This window comes from Ruegeria sp. BK1, assembly GCF_056535645.1.
The window spans coordinates 3,230,201-3,255,442 of record NZ_JBQFIS010000001.1; the positions used below are offsets into that span (position 1 = coordinate 3,230,201).

General features: G+C 60.2%; 24 protein-coding genes. 15 read left to right on the plus strand and 9 right to left on the minus strand.

Features of this window, described 5'->3' with window-relative positions; translation table 11 throughout:
• Positions 1-50 precede the first annotated feature (50 nt).
• The gene (locus ACR3E7_RS16020) at positions 51-1,574 is read right to left on the minus strand and encodes a DUF2125 domain-containing protein (protein WP_480505251.1); all 1,524 of its coding nucleotides are present in this window, start codon (positions 1,572-1,574) and stop codon (positions 51-53) included.
• A 140-nt stretch (positions 1,575-1,714) separates the two neighbouring features.
• Here ACR3E7_RS16020 and ACR3E7_RS16025 point away from each other — a divergent pair, with 140 nt between their 5' ends.
• From ACR3E7_RS16025 to ACR3E7_RS16035, 3 genes are read left to right on the plus strand one after another with little or no spacing between them, the layout of a single operon-like run.
• The gene (locus ACR3E7_RS16025) at positions 1,715-2,458 is read left to right on the plus strand and encodes an SDR family oxidoreductase (protein ID WP_480505253.1); all 744 of its coding nucleotides are present in this window, start codon (positions 1,715-1,717) and stop codon (positions 2,456-2,458) included.
• A complete protein-coding gene (locus ACR3E7_RS16030; protein ID WP_170791240.1) occupies positions 2,455-3,063 on the plus strand; it encodes an enoyl-CoA hydratase/isomerase family protein in 609 nt (202 codons plus the stop codon). Before ACR3E7_RS16025 ends, ACR3E7_RS16030 begins: the two co-directional genes overlap by 4 nt.
• Positions 3,060-3,797, plus strand: a complete 738-nt coding sequence (locus ACR3E7_RS16035; RefSeq protein ID WP_480505255.1) for a VOC family protein — start codon at positions 3,060-3,062, stop codon at positions 3,795-3,797. The genes ACR3E7_RS16030 and ACR3E7_RS16035 overlap by 4 nt, the downstream gene beginning before the upstream one ends.
• Here ACR3E7_RS16035 and ACR3E7_RS16040 read toward each other — a convergent pair whose 3' ends face one another.
• On the minus strand, positions 3,798-4,094 hold the full coding sequence (locus tag ACR3E7_RS16040; protein WP_170783087.1) for an HNH endonuclease: 297 nt from the start codon (positions 4,092-4,094) through the stop codon (positions 3,798-3,800). It abuts the gene before it with no gap.
• 45 nt (positions 4,095-4,139) lie between these two features.
• Between ACR3E7_RS16040 and ACR3E7_RS16045 the strand changes: the two genes are divergently transcribed.
• The gene (locus tag ACR3E7_RS16045) at positions 4,140-5,315 is read left to right on the plus strand and encodes a TIGR03862 family flavoprotein (protein ID WP_480505257.1); all 1,176 of its coding nucleotides are present in this window, start codon (positions 4,140-4,142) and stop codon (positions 5,313-5,315) included.
• Here the strand turns inward: ACR3E7_RS16045 and holA are convergent.
• The 4 genes from holA to ACR3E7_RS16065 all read right to left on the minus strand — a co-directional run bounded on the left by holA (position 5,312) and on the right by ACR3E7_RS16065 (position 9,913).
• Entirely contained in the window at positions 5,312-6,340 is a 1,029-nt protein-coding gene (gene holA, locus ACR3E7_RS16050) for a DNA polymerase III subunit delta (protein WP_170791234.1), read from the minus strand. The genes ACR3E7_RS16045 and holA overlap by 4 nt on opposite strands.
• Complete coding sequence (locus tag ACR3E7_RS16055; protein ID WP_480505259.1) at positions 6,337-6,828, minus strand: LPS assembly lipoprotein LptE; 492 nt, start codon at positions 6,826-6,828, stop codon at positions 6,337-6,339. Before ACR3E7_RS16055 ends, holA begins: the two co-directional genes overlap by 4 nt.
• Positions 6,815-9,349: a leucine--tRNA ligase gene (leuS, locus tag ACR3E7_RS16060; protein ID WP_480505261.1), complete on the minus strand. Its 2,535-nt coding sequence runs from the start codon at positions 9,347-9,349 to the stop codon at positions 6,815-6,817. The genes ACR3E7_RS16055 and leuS overlap by 14 nt, the downstream gene beginning before the upstream one ends.
• Before the next feature lie 72 nt (positions 9,350-9,421).
• Entirely contained in the window at positions 9,422-9,913 is a 492-nt protein-coding gene (locus ACR3E7_RS16065; protein WP_480505263.1) for a DUF3576 domain-containing protein, read from the minus strand.
• A gap of 282 nt (positions 9,914-10,195) precedes the next feature.
• Between ACR3E7_RS16065 and ACR3E7_RS16070 the strand changes: the two genes are divergently transcribed.
• Both ACR3E7_RS16070 and ACR3E7_RS16075 read left to right on the plus strand, forming a co-directional pair.
• Positions 10,196-11,260: a porin gene (locus tag ACR3E7_RS16070; protein WP_480505265.1), complete on the plus strand. Its 1,065-nt coding sequence runs from the start codon at positions 10,196-10,198 to the stop codon at positions 11,258-11,260.
• A gap of 102 nt (positions 11,261-11,362) precedes the next feature.
• Positions 11,363-12,022: a YggS family pyridoxal phosphate-dependent enzyme gene (locus ACR3E7_RS16075; RefSeq protein WP_480505267.1), complete on the plus strand. Its 660-nt coding sequence runs from the start codon at positions 11,363-11,365 to the stop codon at positions 12,020-12,022.
• Here ACR3E7_RS16075 and ACR3E7_RS16080 read toward each other — a convergent pair.
• Together ACR3E7_RS16080 and ribA are read right to left on the minus strand one after the other, a co-directional pair.
• Complete coding sequence (locus ACR3E7_RS16080; protein WP_480505269.1) at positions 12,006-12,506, minus strand: L,D-transpeptidase family protein; 501 nt, start codon at positions 12,504-12,506, stop codon at positions 12,006-12,008. The genes ACR3E7_RS16075 and ACR3E7_RS16080 overlap by 17 nt on opposite strands.
• Complete coding sequence (gene ribA, locus ACR3E7_RS16085; protein ID WP_170783079.1) at positions 12,503-13,597, minus strand: GTP cyclohydrolase II; 1,095 nt, start codon at positions 13,595-13,597, stop codon at positions 12,503-12,505. Before ribA ends, ACR3E7_RS16080 begins: the two co-directional genes overlap by 4 nt.
• A 162-nt stretch (positions 13,598-13,759) precedes the next feature.
• Here ribA and ACR3E7_RS16090 point away from each other — a divergent pair, with 162 nt between their 5' ends.
• The 6 genes from ACR3E7_RS16090 to ACR3E7_RS16115 all read left to right on the plus strand — a co-directional run bounded on the left by ACR3E7_RS16090 (position 13,760) and on the right by ACR3E7_RS16115 (position 18,391).
• Positions 13,760-14,446 (plus strand): response regulator transcription factor, encoded by a 687-nt coding sequence (locus ACR3E7_RS16090; RefSeq protein WP_170355386.1) that lies wholly within the window; start codon positions 13,760-13,762, stop codon positions 14,444-14,446.
• A 213-nt stretch (positions 14,447-14,659) separates the two neighbouring features.
• A complete protein-coding gene (locus ACR3E7_RS16095) occupies positions 14,660-15,688 on the plus strand; it encodes an NAD(P)H-dependent flavin oxidoreductase (protein WP_480506641.1) in 1,029 nt (342 codons plus the stop codon).
• Positions 15,689-15,763: 75 nt separating this feature from the next.
• A complete protein-coding gene (locus ACR3E7_RS16100) occupies positions 15,764-16,552 on the plus strand; it encodes an exodeoxyribonuclease III (protein ID WP_480505273.1) in 789 nt (262 codons plus the stop codon).
• A 76-nt stretch (positions 16,553-16,628) separates the two neighbouring features.
• Complete coding sequence (trxA, locus tag ACR3E7_RS16105; RefSeq protein WP_480505275.1) at positions 16,629-17,546, plus strand: thioredoxin; 918 nt, start codon at positions 16,629-16,631, stop codon at positions 17,544-17,546.
• A gap of 27 nt (positions 17,547-17,573) precedes the next feature.
• Entirely contained in the window at positions 17,574-18,215 is a 642-nt protein-coding gene (locus tag ACR3E7_RS16110; protein ID WP_480505277.1) for an LON peptidase substrate-binding domain-containing protein, read from the plus strand.
• Positions 18,212-18,391 (plus strand): Trm112 family protein, encoded by a 180-nt coding sequence (locus tag ACR3E7_RS16115; RefSeq protein ID WP_170355381.1) that lies wholly within the window; start codon positions 18,212-18,214, stop codon positions 18,389-18,391. Before ACR3E7_RS16110 ends, ACR3E7_RS16115 begins: the two co-directional genes overlap by 4 nt.
• Here ACR3E7_RS16115 and ACR3E7_RS16120 read toward each other — a convergent pair.
• Positions 18,388-19,650, minus strand: a complete 1,263-nt coding sequence (locus tag ACR3E7_RS16120) for an FAD-dependent monooxygenase (RefSeq protein ID WP_480505279.1) — start codon at positions 19,648-19,650, stop codon at positions 18,388-18,390. The two genes, ACR3E7_RS16115 and ACR3E7_RS16120, sit on opposite strands and share 4 nt — an antisense overlap.
• A 52-nt stretch (positions 19,651-19,702) precedes the next feature.
• Between ACR3E7_RS16120 and ACR3E7_RS16125 the strand changes: the two genes are divergently transcribed.
• The 3 genes from ACR3E7_RS16125 to ACR3E7_RS16135 all read left to right on the plus strand — a co-directional run bounded on the left by ACR3E7_RS16125 (position 19,703) and on the right by ACR3E7_RS16135 (position 25,220).
• A complete protein-coding gene (locus tag ACR3E7_RS16125) occupies positions 19,703-21,031 on the plus strand; it encodes an amidase (RefSeq protein WP_480505281.1) in 1,329 nt (442 codons plus the stop codon).
• Positions 21,032-21,138: 107 nt separating this feature from the next.
• Positions 21,139-22,320 (plus strand): aminotransferase class I/II-fold pyridoxal phosphate-dependent enzyme, encoded by a 1,182-nt coding sequence (locus ACR3E7_RS16130; RefSeq protein ID WP_480505283.1) that lies wholly within the window; start codon positions 21,139-21,141, stop codon positions 22,318-22,320.
• A 14-nt stretch (positions 22,321-22,334) separates the two neighbouring features.
• Positions 22,335-25,220: a DNA translocase FtsK gene (locus ACR3E7_RS16135; RefSeq protein ID WP_480505285.1), complete on the plus strand. Its 2,886-nt coding sequence runs from the start codon at positions 22,335-22,337 to the stop codon at positions 25,218-25,220.
• Positions 25,221-25,242 lie beyond the last annotated feature (22 nt).

Genomic DNA, 25,242 nt, shown 5'->3' on the forward strand with positions numbered 1-25,242 from the left:
CCGGAAAGGACGTCAGAGGGCAGGTGATGACCACCCTCTGACAGTGCAGGTCACTTGATGCGCTGACCATTGGCCAGAATTTGGCCATCCTCGGTGAATTCGATCTTGGAATTCAGCGTATCGGGTTCTTCGCCAGGAACGGCCATCAGACCCATCATCATCCGTGCGCCCAGGGCATCGCTTTCCGCAACCAATCCCATGCTGATCAGCGTGTCGATCAACTTATTGGCCCCGACCAGTTGCAATGTAGTGCTGCCGACAGGTGTGGGCAGGCCGCCCAGTTCTTGCGTATTGGTGTTGTCGAAGGTGAAGTCGCCCTCACCGGTCAGTTTTGCACCGACCAGAGACACCAGCAGCTCGTTGATCTTCAGCGAATGCAACTCACCCGGCGCGTCTTCGGACAAGGCCAGCGACTCGACTGCCTCGGGGTCGAAGAAATCTGTCAGGATTTTTGCAGTGCCCGCCGTATCCAAAGCAATGGTGGCTGGATCTCGCGGCAGCGCACCTGCGGGGTCAAAAATGCTCCACAACACGTCCGACATGGTGAAATCGGTCAGGTTGAAGGCAAAGCCGAACGGTTGAATTTCTTCAGATTTCTGCACCGGGAATTCGAATTTCAACCCGGCATTGGCCATCGCAATCTCGATCGGGAAAGGCAGGTCTGCCGTGGTCACTGCCAGTTTGGTGCTGTTCTGCTCCAGATCATAGGCCAGACGCTGCGCGTCAAAGCTGGCCCCGAACCGCCCCCCCTCAGAGGAACTGCTCATGTCAAAGCTTTCTCCGTCCGAGGTGCCCGCGATGGCCGTTTTGCCGGAGGCATAGGTAAACAGCCCCGAGAATTCGAAACCATTTTGGTAAAAGGCCAGAGGGTCCGACACATCGAAACTCGACGGAATGACGTTGGTGCCTTCAAACGCAAGCTGTTCCAGCGAGCCGTCGATCTTGCCGGTATCGTCGCTCTCGGGGTCGTCGAAGGCCAGATCATAGCTGAGTGCGCTGGCGGTGAAGGTCTGGTCTATATCGCGGTTTTCACCGATCTTCATGCGTGAACTGCCTGACAGATCGGCAAGCTGTACGGCCACACCCAAAACGTCGCTGGGCAGAGTTTCATCATTGGCCGTTATCTCGTCCAGCGTGATCCCCAGCGTGTCGGCGGTGTAGTCATAGGTCATCTCATCCGGGCTGCCCGACACGACCATGTTCAGACCTTTGTGGGTGTATAGGATCTTGGCCGAGAACGCCTCGCCCTCACCCTCACCCGAGACAGTCATCGGCAGAGTTTCGGGCAGGGAAATGCTGACGGTTCCATCGCCGTTTTCGGTCAGCGTCATCTGCGGGACCTGCATTTTAAAGCTGCTGTCCTCTTCGGGCAGAACCATGTTCAGGTTCATGTCCGTGATGCTAAGTACATTGCCATTGGCTGATTGCTGCGCCTCGACCGTGTAGCCCATCTGGGACAGATAGCTTTGCCAGTCGTTCCACACATCCTGTGCAGTAACATCGGCAAACGCGCCTTGGGAAATGACGGCATAGGCCAAAACAGCGCCGCTGCTGCGGCGAAGGAAAACGGACATTACAAGAACCCTTCTTGATCAATTTTGCGGGCATCGTCGTGCCTGTGGCGTCGGGCGTCAAGGGGCAAGGGCTGGACCCTTTCCCCGTTAGCGAGGTAGAGGTTTACACAATCTCAAAACAACGGAGGTACAGGGTCCACATGCAAGGAAAAACCGTACTGATAACTGGGGCCAGTCGCGGCATCGGGGCCGAAGCAGGGCGCGTTTTTGCCGCGGCCGGGGCGAATGTCGCCCTTGTTGCGCGCAACAGGGACCAGATCGATGCTCTGGCGGCTTCGCTGGGGGAGAATGCGATTGCGTTGCAATGTGACGTCAGCGATTTTGCGCAGTTCGAACAGGCCGTGGCCGATTGCGTGGACCGCTTTGGCGGGCTGGACGTGCTGATCGGCAATGCGGGTGTGATTGATCCGATCTTTCATCTGTCGAATGCCGATGTCGAGGCTTGGGGTAAGGCGATCGATATTAACCTCAAGGGCGTTTTCTACGGGATGCGCGCCGCGTTGCCGATTATGCGGGCAGCCGGTGGAGGGACGGTGATCACCATCTCGTCCGGCGCGGCCTCGAACGCGATTGAGGCGTGGAGCCACTATTGCGCCTCCAAGGCCGGGGCGAAGATGCTGACCGAGTGTTTGCATCTTGAGGAATCTATTCACGGCATCCGCGCGATGGGGCTATCTCCGGGTACTGTGGCCACGGATATGCAGCGCGTGATCAAGGCCAGCGGCATCAACGCCGTCAGCCAGTTGGAGTGGAGCGATCACATCCCCGCCGATTGGCCCGCGCGCGCGTTGCTATGGATGTGCACCAAGGACGCCGATGAGTTTCTGGGTGATGAGATATCGCTACGCCGCGAGGACATTCGACAACGGGTAGGTCTGACGTGATTGAGTTAAGTAAGGCGGACGGGCTTTGGATCGTTACGCTGAACAACCCCGGAAAGGCCAATGCGCTGACCGGGGCAATGCTGACCGAACTTTGCGAAATAGCCGAAGCCGCGACAGAGGCACGCGCCTTGATCCTGACCGGTGCGGGCAAGGTGTTCAGCGCTGGTGCCGATCTGGATGAGGCGCGGGCAGGGCTGGCAACCTCGGATTTGTGGGAACGTCTGTCCGGAGCCATTGCAGCGCTGCCATGCCTGACCGTGGCGGCCCTGAACGGGACGCTGGCGGGCGGGGCCAACGGGATGGTTCTGGCCTGTGACATCCGTATTGCCGTGCCCACGGCCAAGTTTTTCTACCCGGTCATGAAGCTGGGGTTTTTGCCTCAACCGTCTGATCCGGGTCGTATGGCAGCGCTGATCGGGCCATCCCGGACCAAGATGGTCCTGATGGCCGGGCAAAAGATCGCAGCGGATGAAGCCTTTGCCTTCGGTCTGGTCGACCGTGTGGTTGAACCTGACGTATTGATGCAGACGGCGCGGGATCTGGTGGCAGACAGCCTGAGCGCCGATCCGAAAATCGCGGCTGGAATTGCCGAGCTTTGCCCATGAGATTATCTGCCATCCGTCTTCGGGTCGCGGACCCTGAACGCCTGTCAAAGTTCTACGGCGAGCTTTTGGGCATGCGCGCGCAAGAACAGGGGGCGAGCCTGCGTCTGGGATATGCAGGCGAAGATGCCGATCTGCTGCTGATGCCGGGCGGTGGGGGCTATAGCCACGACCAAGGCCAGCGCTATTGGAAGATTGGCATTACCCTTCCCGACGTCGATCTGGCAGCGGCTTATCTGCGGCGACAGGGGGTTGAGGTCTCGACCCCTCGGCAGTTTCTGGACATCGGCTATATGTGCCACCTAACCGACCCCGAGGGGTTTGTCATCGAACTGCTGCAACATGATTTTGAGGGCAACCGCCCAGACAACGCGGCAGATCCCGACGATCCGTTTGCGCAGGCCCGGATCGGTCAGATCACCCTGCGCACAGGCGATATCGGGGCCGAGGACAAGTTCTGCCGCGCGCAGGGCATGCGCCTTTTGTCGATGCAGGATGTTGCCCAATACGGGTTCGACCTGCATTTCTATGCCTTCACCGACGAGACACACCCGGATGCCGATCCGTGGGTCGTGGCGAACCGGGAATGGCTGTGGAAACGTCCCTACACGACCTTGGAATTTCAGAACGTGGCAGGTGCGCAATTCGCACCCTCGCCGGATTATCGCGGGATCGAGATCGAAGGGCTACCCGCCCCTATCCACGATGCGTTCGGGGATCGCGTCTGGCCGGGTTGATCAACGCCCGCGCCGCTTGCCCGGAACTTTTGAGCGAAAGCCGGGCGGGCGTTTGCGCACCCAGTTCAGGAATTTCTCAATTCGAGGGTGTGTACGCAGGGCCTCGACCGTGTTGAAATTGCGGGCCAGTTCGGCTTCGGACAATGTGGCGTGGACCTCTTTGTGGCAGATCACGTGCAGTAAAACCGTGGGACCGCCCTTGCCCCCTTTGAGTTTTGGGATCAGATGGTGCAGGCTTCCGCCCCCGTCAGGAATGGGGCGGTCACATAGCGGGCAGATGGGGTCGCGGTCGGGCATGGGGCAGACTGTGGCTCAGGGCGTGCGAAAGGCAAGAGGACAGCAATGGCACATGCAGTTGTAATCGGTGCCGGGCCTGCGGGTCTGATGGCGGCAGAGCAGCTTGCAGCAGCGGGTCACGACGTGCTGGTGGCCGAGGCCAAGCCTTCGGTCGCGCGCAAGTTTCTGATGGCGGGCAAATCCGGCTTGAACCTGACCAAGGACGAGACGTTCGAGAATTTGATGCCTGCATACGGCGCGGCCGATTGGCTGCGTCCGATCGTGGCCGAGTTCGACGCCGTCGCGGTGCAGGGCTGGGCAAGAGGGTTGGGGCAAGAGCTGTTCACCGGTTCGACCGGGCGGGTGTTTCCCAGCGCGATGAAAGCCTCGCCGCTGTTGCGAGCATGGCTGCGGCAGTTGGACGAGGCGGGTGTGCAGATCCGAACCCGCTGGCGTTGGTTGGGCTGGGACGGCGACGCTTTGCGCTTTGATACGTCTGAGGGGCCGCAGGTCATCAAACCCGACGCGACCGTGCTGGCGCTGGGCGGGGCCAGTTGGGCGCGGCTAGGATCAGATGGGCAATGGGCGAAGATGCTAGCAGAGAAAGGTGTGGCGCTGGCTTCGTTCGAACCGGCGAATTCGGCGCTGTCGGTGGCGTGGAGCCCGCATATGCAGCCGCATTTCGGCAAGGCGCTGAAATCGGTGCGCTGGATGGCCGGAGAGTTGCACAGCAGGGGTGAGGCCACGATCTCTGCCACCGGGCTGGAAGGCGGAGGGCTGTATTCGCTTACACCGGCGCTGCGTCGGGGAGCGGATCTTAATGTCGATCTGGTGCCCGATCTGGGTGCGAAAGTTTTGCAGGCGAAGTTTGAGGCAAAAAGCGCGAAAACAACGTTGTCTCAATGGCTGAAAAAGGCTCTGAAACTGCCGCCACAGAAAATTGCACTGTTTCATGAGATGTCCAAGCAAGCAGGTGCGCCGCAAGGGCACGAAGCTGCGTCGCTCAAACACTTACCCATCCTTGGCGCGCAGCTGCGCCCGATGGACGAAGCGATTTCAACCGCAGGTGGGGTTCAGCGAGGCGCCATGGATGGCCACCTGATGCTAACGGCCAAACCTAGCGTGTTCTGTGCCGGTGAGATGCTGGATTGGGAGGCCCCGACGGGGGGGTATCTTCTGACCGCGTGCCTCGCCACCGGGCGCTGGGCCGGGCGCGGGGCCGTGCAATGGCTGGCGCGCTAACGCGACCGGGCCAGCATTGCTAAGCGGATCATGGCGCGTTCCACCAATGCCATGGCGGGTGCGGTTTGACCGGCGGACCGCAAGGACAGGTCCGTATCGGTCAGAACGGTCAGCGCGGTTTGCAGCTTTGGCGCGCCCCATCCCTGCGCCTGCCGCAGAATCCGGTCGCGCCGTTTGCCATAGACCGGCGGACGCAGTTTGCCGATACCCTGCGCCGCCCCACCAGGGTCCGATGCGCAGGCGTAAAGTGTACGAAAATGCCGGGTGGCCCCAATGCACAAAGTCACCGCATTGGTGCCTTGCGATTGCAAGCGGCGGATCAGAGGACCAATTTCGCCCGCACGGCCCTCGGCCACCACGTTCAGAACATCGTCCAGCGCGGCCTCGGTCGAGCGGGGGGCGCAGGATTCGATATCCTCGATGGTCAGCTCAGAGCTGTCTCCGCGCTTGTATAGGGACAGCTTTTCAATGGTTTGCGCAAAGTCTCCGGGGCTGATTCCGGCTGCAAGTTCGGTTATCGCCGACATGGAATCGGACGGGATGTTCTTCAACCCGGCCTCGGACAGAACCCGTTCGACCTCGGCCCGCGATGGGGGATCGTCATAGATGCCGACCGCATAGGCAGAAGGGTGTGCTTCAAAGGCCTTGCGGATTTTCGAGCTGGGTTTCAACAGCCCGGCGGTGACGATGATCTGAGCGTCACCGGGTGCCCAATCCTCGAAGGCTGCAAGGATCGCAGGGGCAGCCACGTCGGTGGTATCCTCGACAAACACAGCGCGTGGGCCGGGAAAGAACCCGACGGCTTTTACCGCATCCAGCAACAGGGCCGGGTCGCCGCGCAGATCGCTGCCGGGCATCCGCGTCAAGCGCATCTCTTCTTCGGCATTTGCGCCCAGAAGGGCCGCCAGAACCTGCTGGCGCTTCAACGCAACACGCATCGCATCCGAGCCGTATATCAGCAACCCAAGCTTGTCGGCGTCAGGCCGCGCAAAATACCCCTCAGCCTCGCGTGGGCTGAGCTTCATGTGCCAAGTCCCGGGACGGTGTAAAGCTCGGTTACGATCTGGTCCGACAGAATCACCATCAGCCGCTGCATCGCATCCCGCTCGTCCGCCAGAGTCGACACGGTCGAACCGGCTGCGGAATAGCCGACGAAATTGTTCACCCGGCCCGAGGCCAAAATCTGCCCGGTCTCATTCGACCGCAGCGCGTAGGTCGCGGTGCCTTCGATATTCAGACGGTTGGTCTCGTTGGTCTGGGTGATCGCGGCAGAACGAACTACAGTCGAGACATCGACATCAAGATTATAGGCGTTACCCGAATTTGCACTGCGGCCCAGCCGTTGTTCCAGATTCTGGACCAGCAGAAAACTGTTGGTTGAATTCGGCGCCGATACTGTGACACGCCCGTCCAGAGCCGCGCCAGTGCCACCGGGGGCATAGACCGGTTCAAAGCCGCAGGCAGCGAGTGCCAGCGGCAGCATCAACAGGGTTCTGCGGTCAAACAACGACATTCACGATCCGGCCCGGTACAACGATCACCTTTTTCGGCGCATTGCCATCCAGCGCCTTTTGCACAGCTTCGGTGCTGAGCGCGATTTTTTCAACCTCGGCCTTGTCCATTTCCAATGGAACGCTGATTTCCGCGCGGCGCTTGCCATTGATCTGAATGGGCAGGGTGACGGTATCGTCGACCAGCATCTCCTCATCTGCGACGGGCCACGCGGCGGTGGCAACCAGCCCCTCACCGCCCAGCAATTGCCACAGCTCTTCTGACAGGTGCGGGGTCATCGGGGACATCAGCTGCGCCAGTGTTTTGGCCGCCTGACGTTTGGCATCTGCGCCCGCCTTGGATTTCGCCAGTGTATTGGTAAAGGCGTAAAGCTTAGCGATCGAGGCATTGAAACCAAAGGATTCGACCCCGCCTGACACATCATGAATGGCTTTGTGCATTTCACGCAGCAGGGTTTCATCCTCAGCATTGGCGGGCGCATCGGATTCGGCGATCTCAGTGGCGATGCGATGCACGCGGCTGAGGTGCTTAAAGGCGGCCTCGGCCCCGGATGCGGTCCATTCCACGTCGCGTTCGGGCGGCGAATCGGACAGCACAAACCAGCGCGCGGTATCTGCACCAAAGGCTGAGATAATGCTGACCGGATCCACCACGTTTTTCTTGGATTTCGACATCTTTGCCGAAGGGATGATCTCGACCTCGGTACCGTCGGCCAGTTTGCCGTCGGTCACGTCCTCGGGCAGGTGATAGACCGGTCGGCCATTGGTGTCGCGGGTTTGGTAGATTTCGTGCGTGACCATGCCTTGAGTGAACAGCGCGTTGAACGGCTCGATGGCCTTTTTGGGCAGGTGGCCGGTAATCTGCATGGCCCGCGCAAAGAAGCGCGAATAGAGCAAGTGCAGAATCGCATGTTCGATGCCGCCGATATACTGATCCACGTTCATCCAGTATTCGGCCTCGGCCAGATCGGTCGGGGTTTCGGCGCGGGGCGCGGTGAAACGAGCGAAATACCACGACGAATCGACGAACGTGTCCATCGTGTCGGTCTCGCGTGTGGCCGGGGCTCCGCATTTCGGGCATTCGCAGTCACGCCAGGTCGGGTGACGATCCAGCGGGTTGCCGGGTTTGTCGAATGTCACATCGTCGGGCAGGCGAACTGGCAGGTTCTCTTTCTTTTCGGGCACCACACCACAGGAATCACAATGCACCACGGGAATCGGGCAGCCCCAGTAGCGCTGGCGGCTCAGACCCCAGTCGCGCAGGCGATATTTGGTGACACCTTCGCCCCAGCCCGCCTTTTCGGCGAAATCTACGGTGGTGTTGATGGCCTCATCACCCGTCGCCTCAGTGAGGCCGGCGAAGTGATTCACCCAGCGGACTTTCTCGGTTTTCGGCGGAACGAAAGCGATCTTGTCCACCGGGGTGTCATCGTCCAGTGCAAAGAACGTATCGACCACCGGCAGACCGTATTTGCGGCAGAAGTCCAAATCACGCTGGTCATGGGCTGGGCAGGCAAAGATTGCGCCGGTGCCGTAATCCATCAGGATGAAGTTCGCGATCCAGACTGGCAGTTCCCAATTCGGGTCCAGCGGGTGTTTGACGGTGATGCCGGTGTCATAGCCCAGCTTTTCGGCGGTCTCGATCGCTTCTTCGGTGGTGCCTCCCTTGCGGCATTCGGCCACGAATTCAGCGACTTCGGCGTTTTCAGCCTCCAGCTGCTTGGCAATCGGGTGATCGGGCGAGATGCCGACGAAAGACGCGCCCATCAGCGTATCGGGGCGAGTCGTGTAGACGGTGATCGGCTCGGCACCATCGGTGCGTTCAAAGCTGAACTGCAGGCCGCGCGATTTGCCGATCCAGTTTTCCTGCATCAACCGCACCTTGGCGGGCCAGTTTTCCAGTGTGTCCAGCGCGCCGAGCAATTCTTCGGAATAGTCGCTGATTTTAAAGAACCACTGCGTCAGTTCGCGCCGCTCGACCAGAGCGCCCGAGCGCCAGCCGCGCCCGTTTTCCACCTGTTCATTGGCCAGAACAGTCATGTCCACCGGGTCCCAGTTCACCACGGCGTTCTTGCGGTAGACGAGCCCGGCCTCAAGCATATCCAGAAACAACGCCTGTTGCTGGCCGTAATATTCCGGGTCGCAAGTGGCGAATTCGCGCGACCAGTCGATCGACAGGCCAAGCGGTTTCATTTGCCCTCGCATGTCGGCGATGTTGCCGTAGGTCCAGTGTTTGGGATGGCCGCCGATAGCCATCGCAGCGTTCTCTGCAGGCATCCCGAATGCGTCCCAGCCCATTGGATGCAGCACGTTGTGCCCAGTCGCCAGTTTGTGCCGCGCGATCACGTCGCCCATCGTGTAGTTGCGTACGTGTCCCATATGGATTCGGCCAGACGGGTAGGGGAACATCTCAAGCACGTAGTATTTCGGCTTGTCCGCCTTGTGATTAGCGGCAAAGATTCCGGCCTTGTCCCAGGCCTCTTGCCATTTTGCTTCGATTTCGTTGGCCGAGTAGCGCGACATCGTGCGGTCCTTCGTGAATGAAAACGCCGGGACAGAGCCCGGCGTGGTAATATTGTGATTTGCAGCGGGTGGCTAGAGCTTGTTGTCCGCAATCCGCAACTGACGGGCCCGCGACAGGATTGCATCTTCAACCGCGCGCGTGGTTGCAGCGCTGACAGGAGCGCCTCCGCTGGTTTGAAGCGATACCGAAAGCGAACGCGCCGCGAGGGCCGGATCACTGATATGCACTGTGGCGCGATATTGACGACCACCACCCGGAGGTGTGCCGTAACCCGTTACGATTACACCGGTAAAGGGGTCCACCTCTTCGACAGGTAAGAAGTTCAGAATGTCCAGAGACGCCGACCACAGGTAGCGATTCACATTGGTGACCTGCTCGGCATCGGCGGTATCGAACACATCCCAGATCGTCGAGCGATTCGGGTCATTCAACTCGCGCTCAGCAGTGCTGGTGCCGTCTGACGAAAGTTGCAGGTTTGGGTTCGGTAGTTCAGAGTTGCCCAGCCCGCAAGATGAGACCAGGGCGGTCACAAGGATCATACCGAAAATCGTCTGCGGGCGCATCGTCGAAGGGTCCTATTTCATTGGGTCTCACTCGTTCAGAGATACTCCTAGACAAGGTCAGGTGCCGCAACAAGCCTATTCTTGTCACTTTAGGGTGGGTTTGTTGGTGTGGCGGGCCAGGCAATCAACTGTGGCATCCTTGCACCAATCTGCGGCCAATAGGGCGCGAGGCTTTATGCCAAGCTTGCGTGAGGGGGGCAAAAAGAGCGAAACGGTTCCCGTGCTGAGACACGTGCAAAGACATGTGTCGAGTAGAAAAACTTTGAAACCGAGGGAAACAAGATGAAAAAAGTTCTCTTCGCATCGACCGCTCTGCTGGCAACCGCAAGCATGGCGTCGGCCGAAATCAAATTCAGCGGCTACGGTCGCTTTGGTATCGGGTACCTGGAAGATCGCGCACAAGCGACTGGGACTACCAATATCACCATCACCACAATCGACGGCGGCACGGCGACAACAACCGTTGCGACGACTGCAGAAACTGACGAAACCATTCTGGTCTCGCGTTTCCGCCTGAACATCGACGGCGTTGTCGATACCGATAGCGGCGTTGAGTTCTCGGCTCGTGTTCGCCTGCAGGCTGACGAAAACGCCAGTAACGGCGAAGCTAGCGAAGCTCAGCTGAGCGGTGCACGCTTCACCGTTCAGTACGAAGGTCTGCGTGTTGACGCAGGCAACGTATCGGGCGCCTTCGACAACTTGGCGAACTACTACGGTAACGAGCCCGGCCTGGAAAGCTTCATCGGTCAGTACTCGGGTGTTGACTATAACTTCCTGGCCTTCTCGTCGACCGGCGCGGGTTCGAATGCTGTGTTCTTCCAGTATGCAGTTGGCGATTTCGCGTTTGGCGCGTCTTACGACCAGCGCACCTTCTTCGCGAACGACGGCCTGGGTACCACCACCGACGCAGACCGTTGGGACGTTAGCGTAACTTACACCTTCAACAACGTAACCGCGGCGCTGGCCTATGGTGAAACCGATGGCGGCGACGTCACAGATGACCAAGACCTCTTGGTGTTCACTCTGGGTGCAGATTTCGGTGACTGGAATTTGACTGGGTTTGTTGCAGACGAAGACACACCGACTACCATCATCGGTACTCGTGAAGTTGAAACAGACGGCACTGCATGGGGTGTGTCGGCAGCCTACAACCTGGGCGCTGCGACAACTCTGAGCTTCGCTTACGGCGACGGTAGCGCAGACGGCGACACCCAGCAGTATGGTATCGGCGCGGTATACGACCTGGGTGGCGGTGCATCGCTGCGCGGTGGTATCGGCAACAGCGACTGCGACGCATGTGAAGACTCGCAACTGCGCGCAGACTTCGGTGCATTCTTTGCATTCTAAGTTGAGCTGAACCGCATGGTTTAAGGGCAGGTCTTCGGGCCTGCCCTTTTCTTTTGCGCCGACATGGTGTTTTCCTGCGCTCAGGTCAATTCGAGGGAACCCATGCCGCTGCACGATATCTCAACCCGTATCACCAAGGCCGAGGCTGCCGCAGGACGCGTTGCTGGCAGTGTCAAACTGATCGCGGTGTCCAAGGTCCAGCCGAACGACCGCGTACTGGACGTTCTGGCGCAGGGCCACAGGAGCTTTGGGGAAAACCGGGTGCAGGAAGCGGCCGGAAAGTGGCCCGGTTTCATGGAAATATATCCCGATGTCGATTTGCACCTGATCGGCCCTTTGCAAACCAACAAAGCCCGTCAGGCGACCGAGCTGTTCAGCACAATACACTCAGTTGATCGCCCCAAGCTGGCCAAGACACTAGCACGGTTGGCGCAAGAAGTGGGCGCATGCCCTGACCTGTTCATTCAAGTCAACACGGGGGAAGAGGCGCAAAAGGCTGGCATTAAACCATCCGAAGCTGACACGTTTATTGCCGAATGCAGGGCGCTGGATCTGCCGGTCGTCGGGCTGATGTGCATCCCTCCGGTCGATGAAGAAGCCGCACTGCATTTTGCATTGCTGGCGAAGATCGCCGCCCGCAATGGGCTTGAGGGGCTGTCGATGGGTATGAGCGACGATTTCGAAAAGGCCATCGCCTTGGGTGCAACCCATGTGCGTGTCGGCTCGGCGATCTTTGGCGAACGCGTCAGGCCCGAGGAATAACTACCCGCGTCCCGGGCAGCACCCTTTGCGCGATCCAGAGCAGATGATCGCGCCGAAAGGCAATGCAACCTTCGGTCGGAAATCCGGGTCGCCGCCATTGATGCAGAAAAATAGCCGACCCACGACCCGGAACTGCATTGGGCCAGTTCCAATCCGTCAGCAGCACAACATCGTAGAGCGGATCAGCGCGGCGCAGTCTCTCGTGGCTGAACGGGTAGGGCGCGCGTACTAGTTGATTATATCGAGAATCGCTTCCGTCATCGGACCACAGATCCTGCGGTCCAGTCGGGATCGCCCAAGAGGTCGGCGCCACAACACGATCCGGTCGGTACAGAAGCCCGACGATGTGATGAATGCCGGTCGGGGTCGCCCCATCGCCCTCGCGTTTGTCGTTGCTCAGCCCGCCTTTGCCGATTGAGCAAGGAAACAAACGCCCGGCAAACCGAACGCCGCGCGGGGTCAGAACCAGATCTTGCGGGGTCACAGCAAGTGGCCGGACTTGGCCGCCTTGGTTGCCAGATATCCGCGGTTATGCGCGGTTTCGCCCACCTTCAGCGGTACACGCTCGGTCACGGCGATGCCGGTTTTCTCCATCATCGCAATCTTGGCAGGATTGTTCGTCAGCAATCGGACCGAGTTGAATCCCAGCGATTTCAGAATATCCGAACCCAATCGGAAATCACGCTCGTCATCCTCGAAACCCAGCCGGTGGTTGGCTTCGACCGTGTCGAACCCCTGATCTTGCAGGAAATAGGCGCGCATCTTGTTGGCCAACCCAATGCCCCGCCCCTCTTGGTTGAGGTAGAGCAGCACCCCGGCGCCCTCCGAACCCATCTGCGCCAGTGCCCCCCGCAGTTGCGGGCCGCAATCGCATTTCAAGCTGCCCATCAGGTCGCCGGTGAAACAGGCCGAATGCAGCCGCGCCAATACTGGTTTGCTTCGGTCCGGTCGGCCGATTTCGATGGCGTAATGTTCTTCGCCGCCATCTTCGGGGCGGAATACGTGCAACCGGCCTGCCTCGGACACCTCCATCGGAAGGCGCGCGGCGACAACGGCATTCAGGATGCTGCGATCGGCCAGATGCGGTGCGGCGCGAGTGTGGTCGATGCAGGTCAGACCGTGCGCCGCGGCAAATGCGCGCCCGTCCTCGACCGGGACCACAACGGTTGCGGGCAGCAGACGCGCTGATTTGGTCAGCGCAATGGCGATGCGGTGCAGATTGGCATTACCCTGACGTTCCGTCATCAGGGGGCCCTTCATAGGTGCGTTCAGATCGTCCGAAGGGTCGGCCACAGCCTGAACCCAACCGATATCGGTATCTGCCGGAATGACCACCCGCGCGAGATCACCGTCATAGGCCCGCGCTTTCAGAGTCTCAGCTCGTCTTACGGTGATTGCAACCACTGGCTCGCCGCCAAGGCTGCGCAAATCCGCAAGCCTTTGGGCGCTCAGGGTTTCTGAGGCAATGGCCAGCACGCTGAATCCACTGTCATCTGTTAGCACGACCGGGACACCCATACGCAGGTCCGCGCGGGCGCGTGCCAGCAGTTCCGATATGTCGGGGATAAGACTCATTTATGTTACCCTGTAACGATCAGCCTCTTTCTGTATCCTGATCCGCAGGAAATGTGAAATAATTCCTACTCGCCGGACACGAGGGCGTGAGACGATTGCAGCAAACCTTGTTGATTGCATATTCGACACGCAAGTGTCCGAAAAGGCTTAGGAGGACCGGGAATGGCACAGCTTAAGAAAATCCTGCTGGTGGATGATGATGAAGACCTGCGCGAGGCGCTGAGTGAGCAGCTCGTGATGACAGAAGACTTTGACGTGTTCGAAGCGTCAGATGGTGCCTCGGCCATGGAGCGAGCCCGCGAGGCGATTTATGACCTTGTTATTCTGGACGTCGGTCTGCCTGATACGGACGGGCGCGAGCTGTGCCGCCTGATGCGCAAGCAGGGCGTCAAAAGCCCTATCCTGATGCTGACCGGTCACGACAGCGACGCCGACACCATTCTGGGCCTGGATGCCGGTGCCAATGACTATGTTCCTAAGCCGTTCAAGTTCCCGGTTCTTTTGGCCCGCATCCGTGCCCAGCTGCGCCAGCACGAACAGTCCGAAGACGCCGTCTTTGTTCTTGGGCCGTATACGTTTAAGCCTGCGATGAAGATGCTGATCACAGAGGAGGATCGCAAAATCCGCCTGACCGAGAAAGAGACGAACATCCTTAAGTTCCTCTACCGCTCGGCGGATGGCGTGGTCGCGCGCGACGTGCTGCTGCACGAAGTGTGGGGTTACAACGCTGGTGTCACCACCCATACGCTGGAAACCCACATCTATCGCCTGCGTCAGAAGATCGAGCCTGATCCGTCCAATGCTCGCCTTTTGGTCACAGAATCGGGCGGATATCGTCTGGTCTCTTAACTGCCGGTGGATTGATGTGGATCAAAGTGATACCCTGAAGTCATCATTAGGTTACTCCCAACCCGCGCATGTCCGGGTTATGACATGCACCTCCCTGTTGGACTGCCGGGCCTGATGGCCCGGCCTTTTTTTGTGTAACGAGTCTGTATGACGCCCGGCCACCGTCCGTGACCACCCAAATTCCGGACGCGCTTGACTTGTCCCCCGGTACCGGTGCCAACTCGGCCCATCGTTTTGGGGGGATGGGATTTGTCCAGTGACATTCGTGAATTGTTGAAGATTAAAAAGTCAATTTTGTCAGCGCCGATGGGGGGCGCGGCGGGACCGGATCTGGTGGCGGCTGTCTGCAATGCGGGCGGTTATGGCGTCATCCCGTTGTGGGGCAAACCCGCGGCGCAGGTTGCAAGCGGCATTGAGGCGGTGCGTGCCCTGACGGACCGTAACTTTGCGGTCAATATCAACCTTGAATTTCCGTATGAGGAACAGCTTCAGACCTGTATCGACAAACAGGTTCACGCGGTTTCGCTGTTCTGGGGGATGGAGCCTGAGGCGATTTCCAAAGCCAAAACGGGCGGCTTGCTGGTGATGGCCAGCGTCGGCAACGCAGCCGAGGCCAAGGCGGCGGAAGAGGCTGGCGCAGATATCATTGTCGCCCAAGGGTGGGAGGCCGGAGGCCACGTCTGGGGCCAGGTCGCCACCATGGCGTTGATTCCCGCCGTTGTGGACGCGGTTTCGGTTCCGGTTGTTGCGGCGGGGGGCATAGCGGATGGGCGCGGCATGGCGGCTGCGTTGATGCTGGGGGCTTCGGCCGTTTGGGTCGGCACCCGGTTTCTGGCCAGCGTTGAGGCCACGATTCATGACGAATACCGCCGCCGCGTCCTGAACGCGACCGAGGCGCAGACCGAATGGTACTACGACCTCTATGATGTGAAATGGCCGCAAGCCCCGCATCGGGCGCTGGCCAATTCCACCGCGCAAAAGTGGAAAGACGCAGGGTCCGCCGCGCCGGGCCAGCGTCCCAACGAACAGGAAATTATCGGCCACCGTCCTGATGGTGAGGCCGTGGTGCGGTACCAAAGCTATACCCCGCTGCCCGAAACACAGGGCGATGTCGAGGCAATGTCGCTTTGGTCCGGGCAAGGCGTTTCGATGGTGCGCGAGGTGATGCCCGCCGCACAGATCGTCGATGAGATATTCAACGAGGCGCAAGCCCTGCTGAATGCGGCGCCGTGCCGGCTCTGACATACCGGTTTTTCCGATGGCACCCCGCCCCGCACCGCGCTAACGTCGCGCCCAACCGCGACAGAGGAGTCCCCCATGCCCTTTACTCTTGCCACCTGGAACATCAACTCGGTCCGCCTGCGCGAGCCTATCGTGCTGAAATTGTTGCAGGAAGAGGCCCCAGATGTGTTGTGTCTGCAAGAGTGCAAGTCACCGGTCGAGAAGATCCCGACCGAAGGCTTCGCCGAGCTGGGGTATACCCACATGGTTGCGCGGGGGCAAAAGGGCTACAACGGTGTCGCCATCCTGTCCCGCATCCCTATGGAGGAGGTGGGCGACAAGGATTTCGCCAGTCTCGGCCACGCCCGCCACATTGCGGCACGGCTGGAAAACGGCGTGACCATCCAGAACTTCTATGTCCCCGCAGGTGGCGATGTGCCCGACCGCGAGGTGAATGAAAAGTTTGGGCAAAAGCTGGATTACCTCGCCGACATGCGCGATTGGTTTCGCGCTGAAAAGCCCGAAAAATCCATTCTGGTCGGCGATCTGAACATCGCCCCACGCGAAGATGACGTGTGGTCGCACAAACAACTGCTCAAGGTTGTCTCGCACACCCCGATCGAGGTCCAGGCGCTGGCTGAGACGCAAGATGCAGGCGGTTGGGTTGATGTTACCCGTCAGGACATCCCCGAGGGGCAGCTCTATAGCTGGTGGTCCTACCGCGCGCGTGACTGGGAGGCAGCGGACAAGGGGCGGCGACTGGATCACGTCTGGGCCACGCCCGATATCTCGAACGCGGGACATTCCAGCCGCGTTCTTCGCGACGCGCGCGGGTGGGAAAAACCCAGCGACCACGCCCCGGTCTTTGCCACATTCGACCTGTAATCGCGCAAGTCAGCCCTTGGTTTCTGCCTGTTGCGGTTGCATATAGGGCGCAAGTACGAACGAAAGAGTGACTGCCATGGATCTTCTGAATACCGCCCCCGACTCTGCCGCTGCCGACCTGATCAAGGAAGGGTCCGAGGCCACTTTCATGGCCGACGTTGTGGAAACCTCGCAAGAGGTGCCGGTCATCGTCGATTTTTGGGCCCCGTGGTGTGGCCCGTGCAAAACGCTGGGCCCGATGCTGGAAGAGGCCGTCACCGCCGCCAAGGGCGCGGTCAAGATGGTCAAGATCAACGTGGACGAAGCGCAGATGATCGCCTCGCAAATGCGCATTCAGTCGATCCCGACAGTCTATGCCTTTTTCAAGGGTCAGCCTGTCGACGGGTTTCAGGGAGCGCTGCCGGGGTCCGAGATCAAAGCGTTCGTTGACCGGGTGATCGAAGCGGCAGGCGGCGAAAGCCCCGGTGGTCAGTTGGACGAAGCCGTTGCCGCTGCCGAGGAAATGCTGGCCGAGGGCGCGGCAAGCGATGCGGCCCAGACTTTTGCCGCGATTTTGGGCGAAGATCCCAACCATGCCGGCGCTTACGGCGGTCTGGTGCGCGCGCATATCGCCGCAGATGATCTGGAACAGGCCGAGGCGATCCTGAATGGTGCTCCGGCTGAAATTTCCAACGCGCCCGAATTGGAAGCCGCCCATGCGCAGTTGGAACTGGCCAAACAGGCCGCCGATGCCGGCCCCGTGGCCGAGCTGAAGGCGGCGGTTGAGGCGGACCCCGACAACCATCAGGCACGCTTTGATCTGGCGCAGGCGCTGCACGCGAACGGGGACGTGGAAGAGGCCGTCGCGCAATTGCTGGACCTGTTTCGCCGCGACCGCGAGTGGAATGACGGCGCCGCCAAGGCGCAGCTCTTCACGATCTTTGATGCGCTCAAGCCAAATGACCCGATTGTTTTGAACGGGCGGCGTAAACTAAGCTCGATGATATTTGCCTAATTTCTGAACAGAGCTACACTCCGGTCTATGATGCATCCCGCCGACCTGCCGGAAACGGTATCCGTTTTTCCTTTGCCCGGGGCGTTGCTGTTGCCCCGTTCGCGCCTGCCGCTGCACATTTTCGAGCCGCGCTATTTGCAGATGCTGGACGATGCCCTGAAAACGCCTGAGCGGTTGATCGGAATGGTGCAGCCGAACCCCTGTCAGAACAACGACTCCAAACTGCATCAGATCGGTTGCGCCGGACGCGTCACTCAGTTCTCTGAAACCGAGGATGGGCGCTATCTGATCACGCTGACCGGCATTTCCCGGTTTCGGGTGAAATCTGAACTCGACGCTTTTACCCCTTATCGGCGGTGCGCGGTGTCATGGGACGGGTTCGACCGGGACTTGGGCAAAACCGAACAGGATGACGGGTTCAATCGACCGCGGTTCCTGAATCTGTTGGAAAAATTCTTTTCGTCGCAGAATCTTTCGACCGATTGGGACACGCTGAAAGACGCGGATGATGAGTTGCTGGTAAATTCGCTGTCCATGCTGCTGGATTTCGACCCTGAAGAGAAACAAGCCCTGCTTGAGGCCCCGTGCTTACGGACCCGGCGCGAGACGTTGGTAACATTGATCGAATTCGCCATGCGCGGCGGATCGAGCGAGGAACATTTGCAATGACTGAACACGCGTTTGACCGTCACATGCTCGAGGCGCTGATTTGCCCGCAGACCCACACGACCCTGCACTATGATGCGGACAAACAAGAACTGGTGTCGAAAGCCGCCGGTCTGGCCTTTCCGATCCGCAATGGCATTCCGGTGATGCTGGTGGATGAGGCGCGCGAGCTGGACTAAATCGCGCGACCCTGCAGCAATTTGGGTAGGTCCCCGGTCAACCCGGCGGCCTCGCGCACAAAGCCGCGTCGTAGGCCTGGCAGCGATCCGACGATTCCCATCCCGATATCGCGGCCTGCACGCAGAAGCGGATTGTCGTTGGAAAACAGCTTGTTGAACACGTCTGTCGCCATCGCCAGCGAGGCCGTGTCGAAGCGCCGCCACTCCTGATAACGCTCTAACACCAGCACCGATCCGATATCCTCACCCCGTCGCCCAGCTAGGGTCAGAACCTCGGCCAATGCGCCCACATCGCGCAGACCGGCATTCAGGCCTTGCCCTGCGATTGGGTGCATACCGTGGGCGGCGTCGCCCACCAGCGCCATGCGGTCGCCGATAAAGGAATTGGCGATGGTCAAGTTCAGCGGATAGGTGAACCGGTCACCTTGCAGCCGGATGTCGCCCAGAAAATCGCCGAAGCGGGGGCGCAGGACTTGCATATAGTCGGCCTCGGACAGAGCATTGATGCGCTCGGCAGCTTCGGACCGTTCGCTCCAGACGATCGAACTGCGATTGCCAGTCAGCGGTAGGATGGCCAGCGGGCCGGGCGGCATGAAGAACTGATGCGCGATACCGTGATGGGGCAGGTCATGTTCAATCGCACACACCAGCGCGGTTTGGCCGTAATCCCACCCCGTCCGCTTGATGCCCGCGCGCGCAGCGGTGCCGCTGCGGCGGCCATCGCAGCCCACCAACAGCCCGCCCGTCACGGTCGCGCCATCATCCAGTTTCACGGTCACGCCGGTCGCGTCAGCCTCTTGCGCGACAACCGTGCGTCCGTTGATCTGCGTGATCCGGGTCTCGTCGGCCATGGCGTCCAGAAAGGCACGACGCAGGTGGCGATCTTCGACCATGTAGCCCATCGGGCCCTCTTCGATCTCGGCATGGTCGAAATGCATGAAGAACGGCGAGGGGCCCACGCCCGCATGTCCATCCGTGACCTTGATTTCAAGCATCGGCTGGGCGTGACCAGAGACCTTATCCCACACGCCCACAGCATCCAGCAGCCGTTGCGAGGCCAGCGCCAGTGCATAGGCACGCCCGTCAAACGCAGCGTTCTTGCGGACTTTCTGGGCCAAGCTGTCGATCACGGTGACAGAATGCCCTGTTTGGGCCAGCGCCAAAGCCAAAGCCGGGCCGTTCAGCCCGCCGCCTACGATCAGGATATCGGTCTTGTGTTCCATGCCTCGCAATATGCGCGCCCTTTCGGGATTGTCCATGTGCGGTCCTGTCGCTACCGTCCCGTCAGCAGAATTTTCCAAGGGGGCAGGGATGCAGGACTGGTTGACCATGACGGCGTGTGATCTGGGGCGGGGGATCGGCATGGGCCAGATTGATCCGGTCGAGCTGACCGAGACCTATTTGACCGCCATCGACGCCCATCCCTACCGCGACCGCATCTATGCGCGCGTCACCCATGATCGCGCCCGGGCCGAGGCGAAAGCCGCGCAGGATCGCGCCGCGCTGGGTCTGCGCCGGTCGCTGCTGGACGGGGTGCCGATCAGCTGGAAAGACCTGTTCGATACCGCTGGTACCGGGACCGAGGCCGGATCAGCCCTGCTGAAAGGCCGTGTGCCGCAGGCGGACGCGGTTGTCGTGCGCAACGCCACGGCCATGGGCACGGTGTGTCTGGGCAAAACCCATATGAGCGAGTTGGCCTTCTCGGGCCTTGGTCTGAACCCCATCACCGACACACCGCCCTGCATTGATGATGTGGATGCCGTGCCGGGCGGGTCATCCTCAGGCGCGGCGGCATCGGTCGCTTGGGGCTTGGCGGCCTGTGGGATTGGGTCCGACACCGGAGGCTCGGTTCGTATTCCATCCGCATGGAACAATCTGGTGGGTCTGAAAACAACCGCAGGGCGGGTCAGCCTTGAAGGCACGGTACCACTGTGCCTGCGCTTCGACACTGTGGGCCCGCTGGCCCGGTCGGTTGAGGACGCGGCGCATATGCTAGCCCTGTTGGAAGGCCGCACACCCGCCGACCTGCGTGGCGCTGGCTTGAAAGGCCGCCGCTTTGCCGATCTGCAAAACATCGCCAAGGATGACCTGCGCGACGCTCCTCGTGCCGCCTATGACAGCGCGCTGGAGCGTCTGCGCGATGCAGGGGCCGAGATCGTGCCGCTGGAAGTGCCCGAACTGGCGGATGCGATGGCGCTGTCTGGTGTGCTTTACACGACCGAGGCCTATGGCCTGTGGCGCGATGTGATCGAAGCCAACCCGGATGCGATGTATCCAGAAATCCTCGAACGGTTCCGCACGGGCAAGAATGTCTCGGGTGCGGATTACATCGCGGCGTGGTCCAAGCTGAAGGCCTCTCGCGCTGCCTGGGATGTGGCCACATCCGGGTTTGATGCTGTTCTGGCTGCAACAGCGCCGATTCTGCCGCCCAATCTGGAGCGTTTGCTGACCGATCACGACTACTACGTCACCGAAAACCTGCTGGCCCTGCGCAACACGCGGATCGGCAACCTGATGGGTCTGGCCGCGCTGACCTTGCCGACAGGAACACCGGGCTGCGGGTTGATGATGATGGGCTATCCGGGGTCCGAGGAGGCTCTGCTACGGATCGGATCAGCGGCCGAGGCGGCATTGGCCTGAATGCCACAATCCCCTGATTCGCCGCCACTTTGTCTGGACGAAGTGGGGTGCGGCCTGTAACCTGCCTTAAAACGGGGCGGTATGATCCCGAACTTGAGGCAGTAGATATGAATTTCCCCGAGCGGTTTTCGAACCTACCGGAATACGCTTTCCCGCGTCTGCGCACCCTGTTGGACCACCATCAGCCGGGCGGCGATGTGATTCACATGACTATCGGCGCGCCGATTCATGATTTCCCGGCCTGGGTGACGGATGTCATCTCTGAGAATGCCGCAGGGTTTCAAGGTTATCCGCCCAACGAAGGCTCACCCGAGCTGCGTGGCGCGATCACCGACTGGATCGCGCGCCGCTATGGCGTGACGATGGACCCCGACACCAACGTGATGGCACTGAACGGCACGCGCGAGGGGTTGTATAACGCCGCCATGGCGCTGTGCCCCGAGGAAAAGAATGGCCAGAAGCCGGTCATCCTGTGCCCGAACCCGTTCTATCAGGTCTATATGGTAGCCTCGATCTCGGTCGCGGCGGAACCTGTTTTTGTATCAGCCACTGCCGCCACTGGCCATCTGCCCGACTATGCAGGCCTGCCCGAGGATGTGCTGAACCGCACTGTCGCGGCTTATATCTGTTCGCCCGCCAACCCGCAGGGCGCTGTGGCCTCGCGCGACTATTGGGCCGAACTCATCGGGTTGGCCGAAAAGTACGATTTCCGCATCTTCGCGGATGAATGCTATTCCGAGATCTACCGTGAAGAGGCACCAGTGGGCGCCCTGACCGTCGCGCAAGAGATGGGCGCAGACCCCGAACGTGTGGTGCTGTTCAACTCACTCTCGAAGCGGTCGAACCTGGCAGGGTTACGCTCGGGTCTGATTGCGGGCGGGCCGGATACGATCAAACGGGTCAAGCAGCTGCGCAACTATGCCGGATCGCCACTGCCCCTGCCGTTGCAGGCCGCCGCTGCACGTGTTTGGGCCGACGAAGAGCATGTCATCCAAAACCGCGCGCTTTATCAGGAAAAATACGCTATCGCGGATGAGGTGTTTGCGGGCGTGCAAGGTTACATGTCACCCGAGGCCGGGTTCTTCCTGTGGCTACCGGTCGACAACGGCGAAGAGACCGCATTGAAGCTGTGGCGTGAAACCGGGGTTCGGGTTCTGCCGGGCGCATATCTTTCCCAAGGCGATCCGGGGCAAAACCCGGGCGAGAATTTTATACGGGCCGCGCTTGTGGCTCCAAAAACAGAGTTGCAGCAGGGGCTAATCACGCTCCGCGACTGCATCTATTCGTGAGGTACGAGGGCAAAATGGCATCATTGAACGCGCGCAACCGCGATCCATTGCTGGACAGTACAACGCAAGCCGCCATTGAACGGCGCAGCAAAGAGCTGATCGGGATTGCCTTGATCCTGCTGGGGTTGGCCTCGGCGGCGATGATCTGGTCCTACACGCCGGATGATCCGAACTGGATGGTCTCGACCGATGCGCCGGTGCAGAACTGGATGGGGCGGATTGGGGCCTCGATCGCGGCACCCTTGTTCATGATCGTGGGCTGGGGCAGTTGGAGCATCGCCTTGGTCCTGATCGGCTGGGGCGTGCGCTTTGCCGGGCATTTTGGCGAGGATCGCGCGATTGCACGGTTGATTTTTGCGCCGATTTGGATTGCCGTCGTCTCGGTCTATGCAGCGACTTTGGTGCCCGATGAGGCTTGGCGTTCGACCCATAGTTTTGGTCTGGGCGGGCTGTTTGGCGACACCGTCATGGGCGCGTTGCTGACACTGTTGCCGGTCGCATCGCATTTCATGGTCAAGCTGATGTCACTGGCCATGGCGCTCGGGTTGCTGGCGCTAGGCGTTTTTGTTCTGGGCTTCACGCGCGACGATGTGCGCAAAGGATTCCGGGCGTTTCTGCTGGGTTTGGTTATGTCCTATGACGGGTTGATGAACCTGCTGGGTCGTGGGGCCGCCGCGACCGCGCAGGCCGCCCGTGATCGCCGAGCGCAATGGGATGAGCGCAAGGTCGCGCGCGCCGAGGCCGCGGAGGCTGTATTCGAAGATGAACTGGCCTACGCCGACCCGGTCTTTGACGAACCGCCGCTGACCGCGCCCGAGCCCGCGAAACCGGGCCTGCTGTCACGCATCCCCGATCTGATCCGCCGCCCCGATCCGATGCCCGAGCCCGAACTCATTGACCGGGAATCTCTGGTCGATGTTGACGAGATGCCAGGCGAGGACCGCATCCGGTCGAAGATTTCCGCCGCTGTACGCAACCGCAAGGTCGCCGCGGGTGAGATGGCGCCCGAATATGACCCGAACCTGCCGCTGACCAAGGGGCGGGGGCGTGGGCCTGATCCGTTGATCCTGAACTCAGGTGCTGGCGAATTGCCGCCGGAACCGCCGATGACTTCGACTGGTTTGCCGCCCAAGTCGATGCTGACGGCAGAACCGACCGAATGGCAGGAGCCCTTACATCAGGACTTCGCGCCCGAGCCGGACTATGACGACGCCGTATTCGAGGACACGCCCGAGCCTGCGCTGCAGTCTCGGCCCGCGATGAAAATCCCCGTGGCGGAGCCGCGCAAACCGGTTGTCGCGCAACCTGTGCGCCGCGCGCCTCAGCCTTCGCGCCGCGCGCAGGCCGAAGCGCAGCCTGCGCTGTCGTTCGAGGACAAGCATTCCGATTTCGAATTGCCGCCTTTGGGCCTGCTGGCCAACCCGGCGAACATTCAGCGCCATCACCTCAGCGATGAAGCGTTGGAGGAAAACGCCCGGATGCTGGAAAACGTTCTGGATGACTATGGCGTCAAGGGGGAGATCGTCAGTGTTCGCCCGGGTCCGGTTGTTACTATGTACGAACTAGAGCCCGCGCCCGGTCTGAAAGCCAGCCGTGTGATCGGTTTGGCCGACGATATCGCACGCTCGATGTCGGCGCTGTCGGCGCGTGTTTCGACCTTGCCAGGGCGCTCGGTCATCGGCATCGAACTGCCCAACGAAAATCGCGAGATGGTGGTGCTGCGTGAAATCCTTGCCAGCCGTGATTTCGGCGACGGCAACCATGCGCTGCCGTTGGCCTTGGGTAAGGATATCGGCGGTGAGTCAGTCGTGGCGAACCTTGCCAAGATGCCTCACCTGCTGATCGCAGGGACCACGGGGTCCGGTAAGTCGGTGGCGATCAACACGATGATCCTGTCGCTGCTCTATAAGTTGACGCCTGATGAATGCCGCCTGATCATGATCGACCCCAAGATGCTGGAACTGTCTGTTTACGACGGTATCCCGCATCTGCTGTCGCCCGTTGTGACCGACCCGAAAAAGGCGGTTGTCGCCCTGAAATGGGTCGTTGGCGAGATGGAGGATCGTTATCGCAAGATGTCCAAGATGGGCGTGCGCAATATCGCGGGCTATAATGGCCGTGTGAAGGATGCGTTGGCCAAGGGCGAGATGTTCAGCCGCACGGTCCAAACGGGCTTTGACGATGAAACCGGCGAACCCACCTTCGAGACCGAAGAATTCGCGCCCGAGGCGATGCCCTACATTGTCGTCATCGTCGACGAGATGGCCGACCTGATGATGGTCGCGGGCAAAGAGATTGAAGCTTGCATCCAACGTCTGGCGCAGATGGCACGGGCCTCGGGTATTCACCTGATCATGGCGACGCAGCGGCCTTCGGTCGATGTGATCACCGGTACGATCAAGGCAAACTTCCCCACCCGGATCTCGTTCCAGGTGACCTCGAAAGTCGACAGCCGCACCATTTTGGGCGAGATGGGTGCCGAGCAACTGCTGGGGCAGGGCGACATGCTCTATATGGCTGGCGGGGCCAAGATCACTCGCTGCCACGGCCCGTTCGTGTCGGACGAAGAGGTCGAAGAAATCGTCAACCACCTGAAACAGTTCGGCCCGCCCGATTACATGAGCGGTGTCGTCGATGGTCCGGCCGAGGAAAAGGCCGACAATATCGATGCAGTTCTTGGCCTGAATACCGGTGGCAACACCAATGGCGAGGACGCTCTCTATGATCAGGCTGTGGCGATTGTGATCAAGGATCGCAAGTGCTCGACCTCTTATATCCAGCGGAAACTTGCCATCGGTTACAACAAAGCCGCGCGTCTGGTTGAGCAGATGGAGGACGAAGGCGTTGTTTCCGCTGCCAATCACGTCGGAAAGCGCGAAATCCTCGTCCCCGAGCAATAGGATATTTAATAACAAGGGCAGA

What these genes read in the sequence shown, in the direction of transcription:
- ACR3E7_RS16020 (WP_480505251.1), bottom strand. Translation starts at nt 1,574, where the DNA reads ATGTCCGTTTTCCTTCGCCGCAGCAGCGGCGCTGTTTTGGCCTATGCC.
- ACR3E7_RS16025 (WP_480505253.1), top strand. Translation starts at nt 1,715, where the DNA reads ATGCAAGGAAAAACCGTACTGATAACTGGGGCCAGTCGCGGCATCGGG.
- ACR3E7_RS16035 (WP_480505255.1), top strand. Translation starts at nt 3,060, where the DNA reads ATGAGATTATCTGCCATCCGTCTTCGGGTCGCGGACCCTGAACGCCTG.
- ACR3E7_RS16040 (WP_170783087.1), bottom strand. Translation starts at nt 4,094, where the DNA reads ATGCCCGACCGCGACCCCATCTGCCCGCTATGTGACCGCCCCATTCCT.
- ACR3E7_RS16045 (WP_480505257.1), top strand. Translation starts at nt 4,140, where the DNA reads ATGGCACATGCAGTTGTAATCGGTGCCGGGCCTGCGGGTCTGATGGCG.
- holA (WP_170791234.1), bottom strand. Translation starts at nt 6,340, where the DNA reads ATGAAGCTCAGCCCACGCGAGGCTGAGGGGTATTTTGCGCGGCCTGAC.
- ACR3E7_RS16055 (WP_480505259.1), bottom strand. Translation starts at nt 6,828, where the DNA reads ATGTCGTTGTTTGACCGCAGAACCCTGTTGATGCTGCCGCTGGCACTC.
- leuS (WP_480505261.1), bottom strand. Translation starts at nt 9,349, where the DNA reads ATGTCGCGCTACTCGGCCAACGAAATCGAAGCAAAATGGCAAGAGGCC.
- ACR3E7_RS16065 (WP_480505263.1), bottom strand. Translation starts at nt 9,913, where the DNA reads ATGCGCCCGCAGACGATTTTCGGTATGATCCTTGTGACCGCCCTGGTC.
- ACR3E7_RS16070 (WP_480505265.1), top strand. Translation starts at nt 10,196, where the DNA reads ATGAAAAAAGTTCTCTTCGCATCGACCGCTCTGCTGGCAACCGCAAGC.
- ACR3E7_RS16075 (WP_480505267.1), top strand. Translation starts at nt 11,363, where the DNA reads ATGCCGCTGCACGATATCTCAACCCGTATCACCAAGGCCGAGGCTGCC.
- ribA (WP_170783079.1), bottom strand. Translation starts at nt 13,597, where the DNA reads ATGAGTCTTATCCCCGACATATCGGAACTGCTGGCACGCGCCCGCGCG.
- ACR3E7_RS16090 (WP_170355386.1), top strand. Translation starts at nt 13,760, where the DNA reads ATGGCACAGCTTAAGAAAATCCTGCTGGTGGATGATGATGAAGACCTG.
- ACR3E7_RS16100 (WP_480505273.1), top strand. Translation starts at nt 15,764, where the DNA reads ATGCCCTTTACTCTTGCCACCTGGAACATCAACTCGGTCCGCCTGCGC.
- trxA (WP_480505275.1), top strand. Translation starts at nt 16,629, where the DNA reads ATGGATCTTCTGAATACCGCCCCCGACTCTGCCGCTGCCGACCTGATC.
- ACR3E7_RS16110 (WP_480505277.1), top strand. Translation starts at nt 17,574, where the DNA reads ATGATGCATCCCGCCGACCTGCCGGAAACGGTATCCGTTTTTCCTTTG.
- ACR3E7_RS16115 (WP_170355381.1), top strand. Translation starts at nt 18,212, where the DNA reads ATGACTGAACACGCGTTTGACCGTCACATGCTCGAGGCGCTGATTTGC.
- ACR3E7_RS16120 (WP_480505279.1), bottom strand. Translation starts at nt 19,650, where the DNA reads ATGGACAATCCCGAAAGGGCGCGCATATTGCGAGGCATGGAACACAAG.
- ACR3E7_RS16125 (WP_480505281.1), top strand. Translation starts at nt 19,703, where the DNA reads ATGCAGGACTGGTTGACCATGACGGCGTGTGATCTGGGGCGGGGGATC.
- ACR3E7_RS16130 (WP_480505283.1), top strand. Translation starts at nt 21,139, where the DNA reads ATGAATTTCCCCGAGCGGTTTTCGAACCTACCGGAATACGCTTTCCCG.
- ACR3E7_RS16135 (WP_480505285.1), top strand. Translation starts at nt 22,335, where the DNA reads ATGGCATCATTGAACGCGCGCAACCGCGATCCATTGCTGGACAGTACA.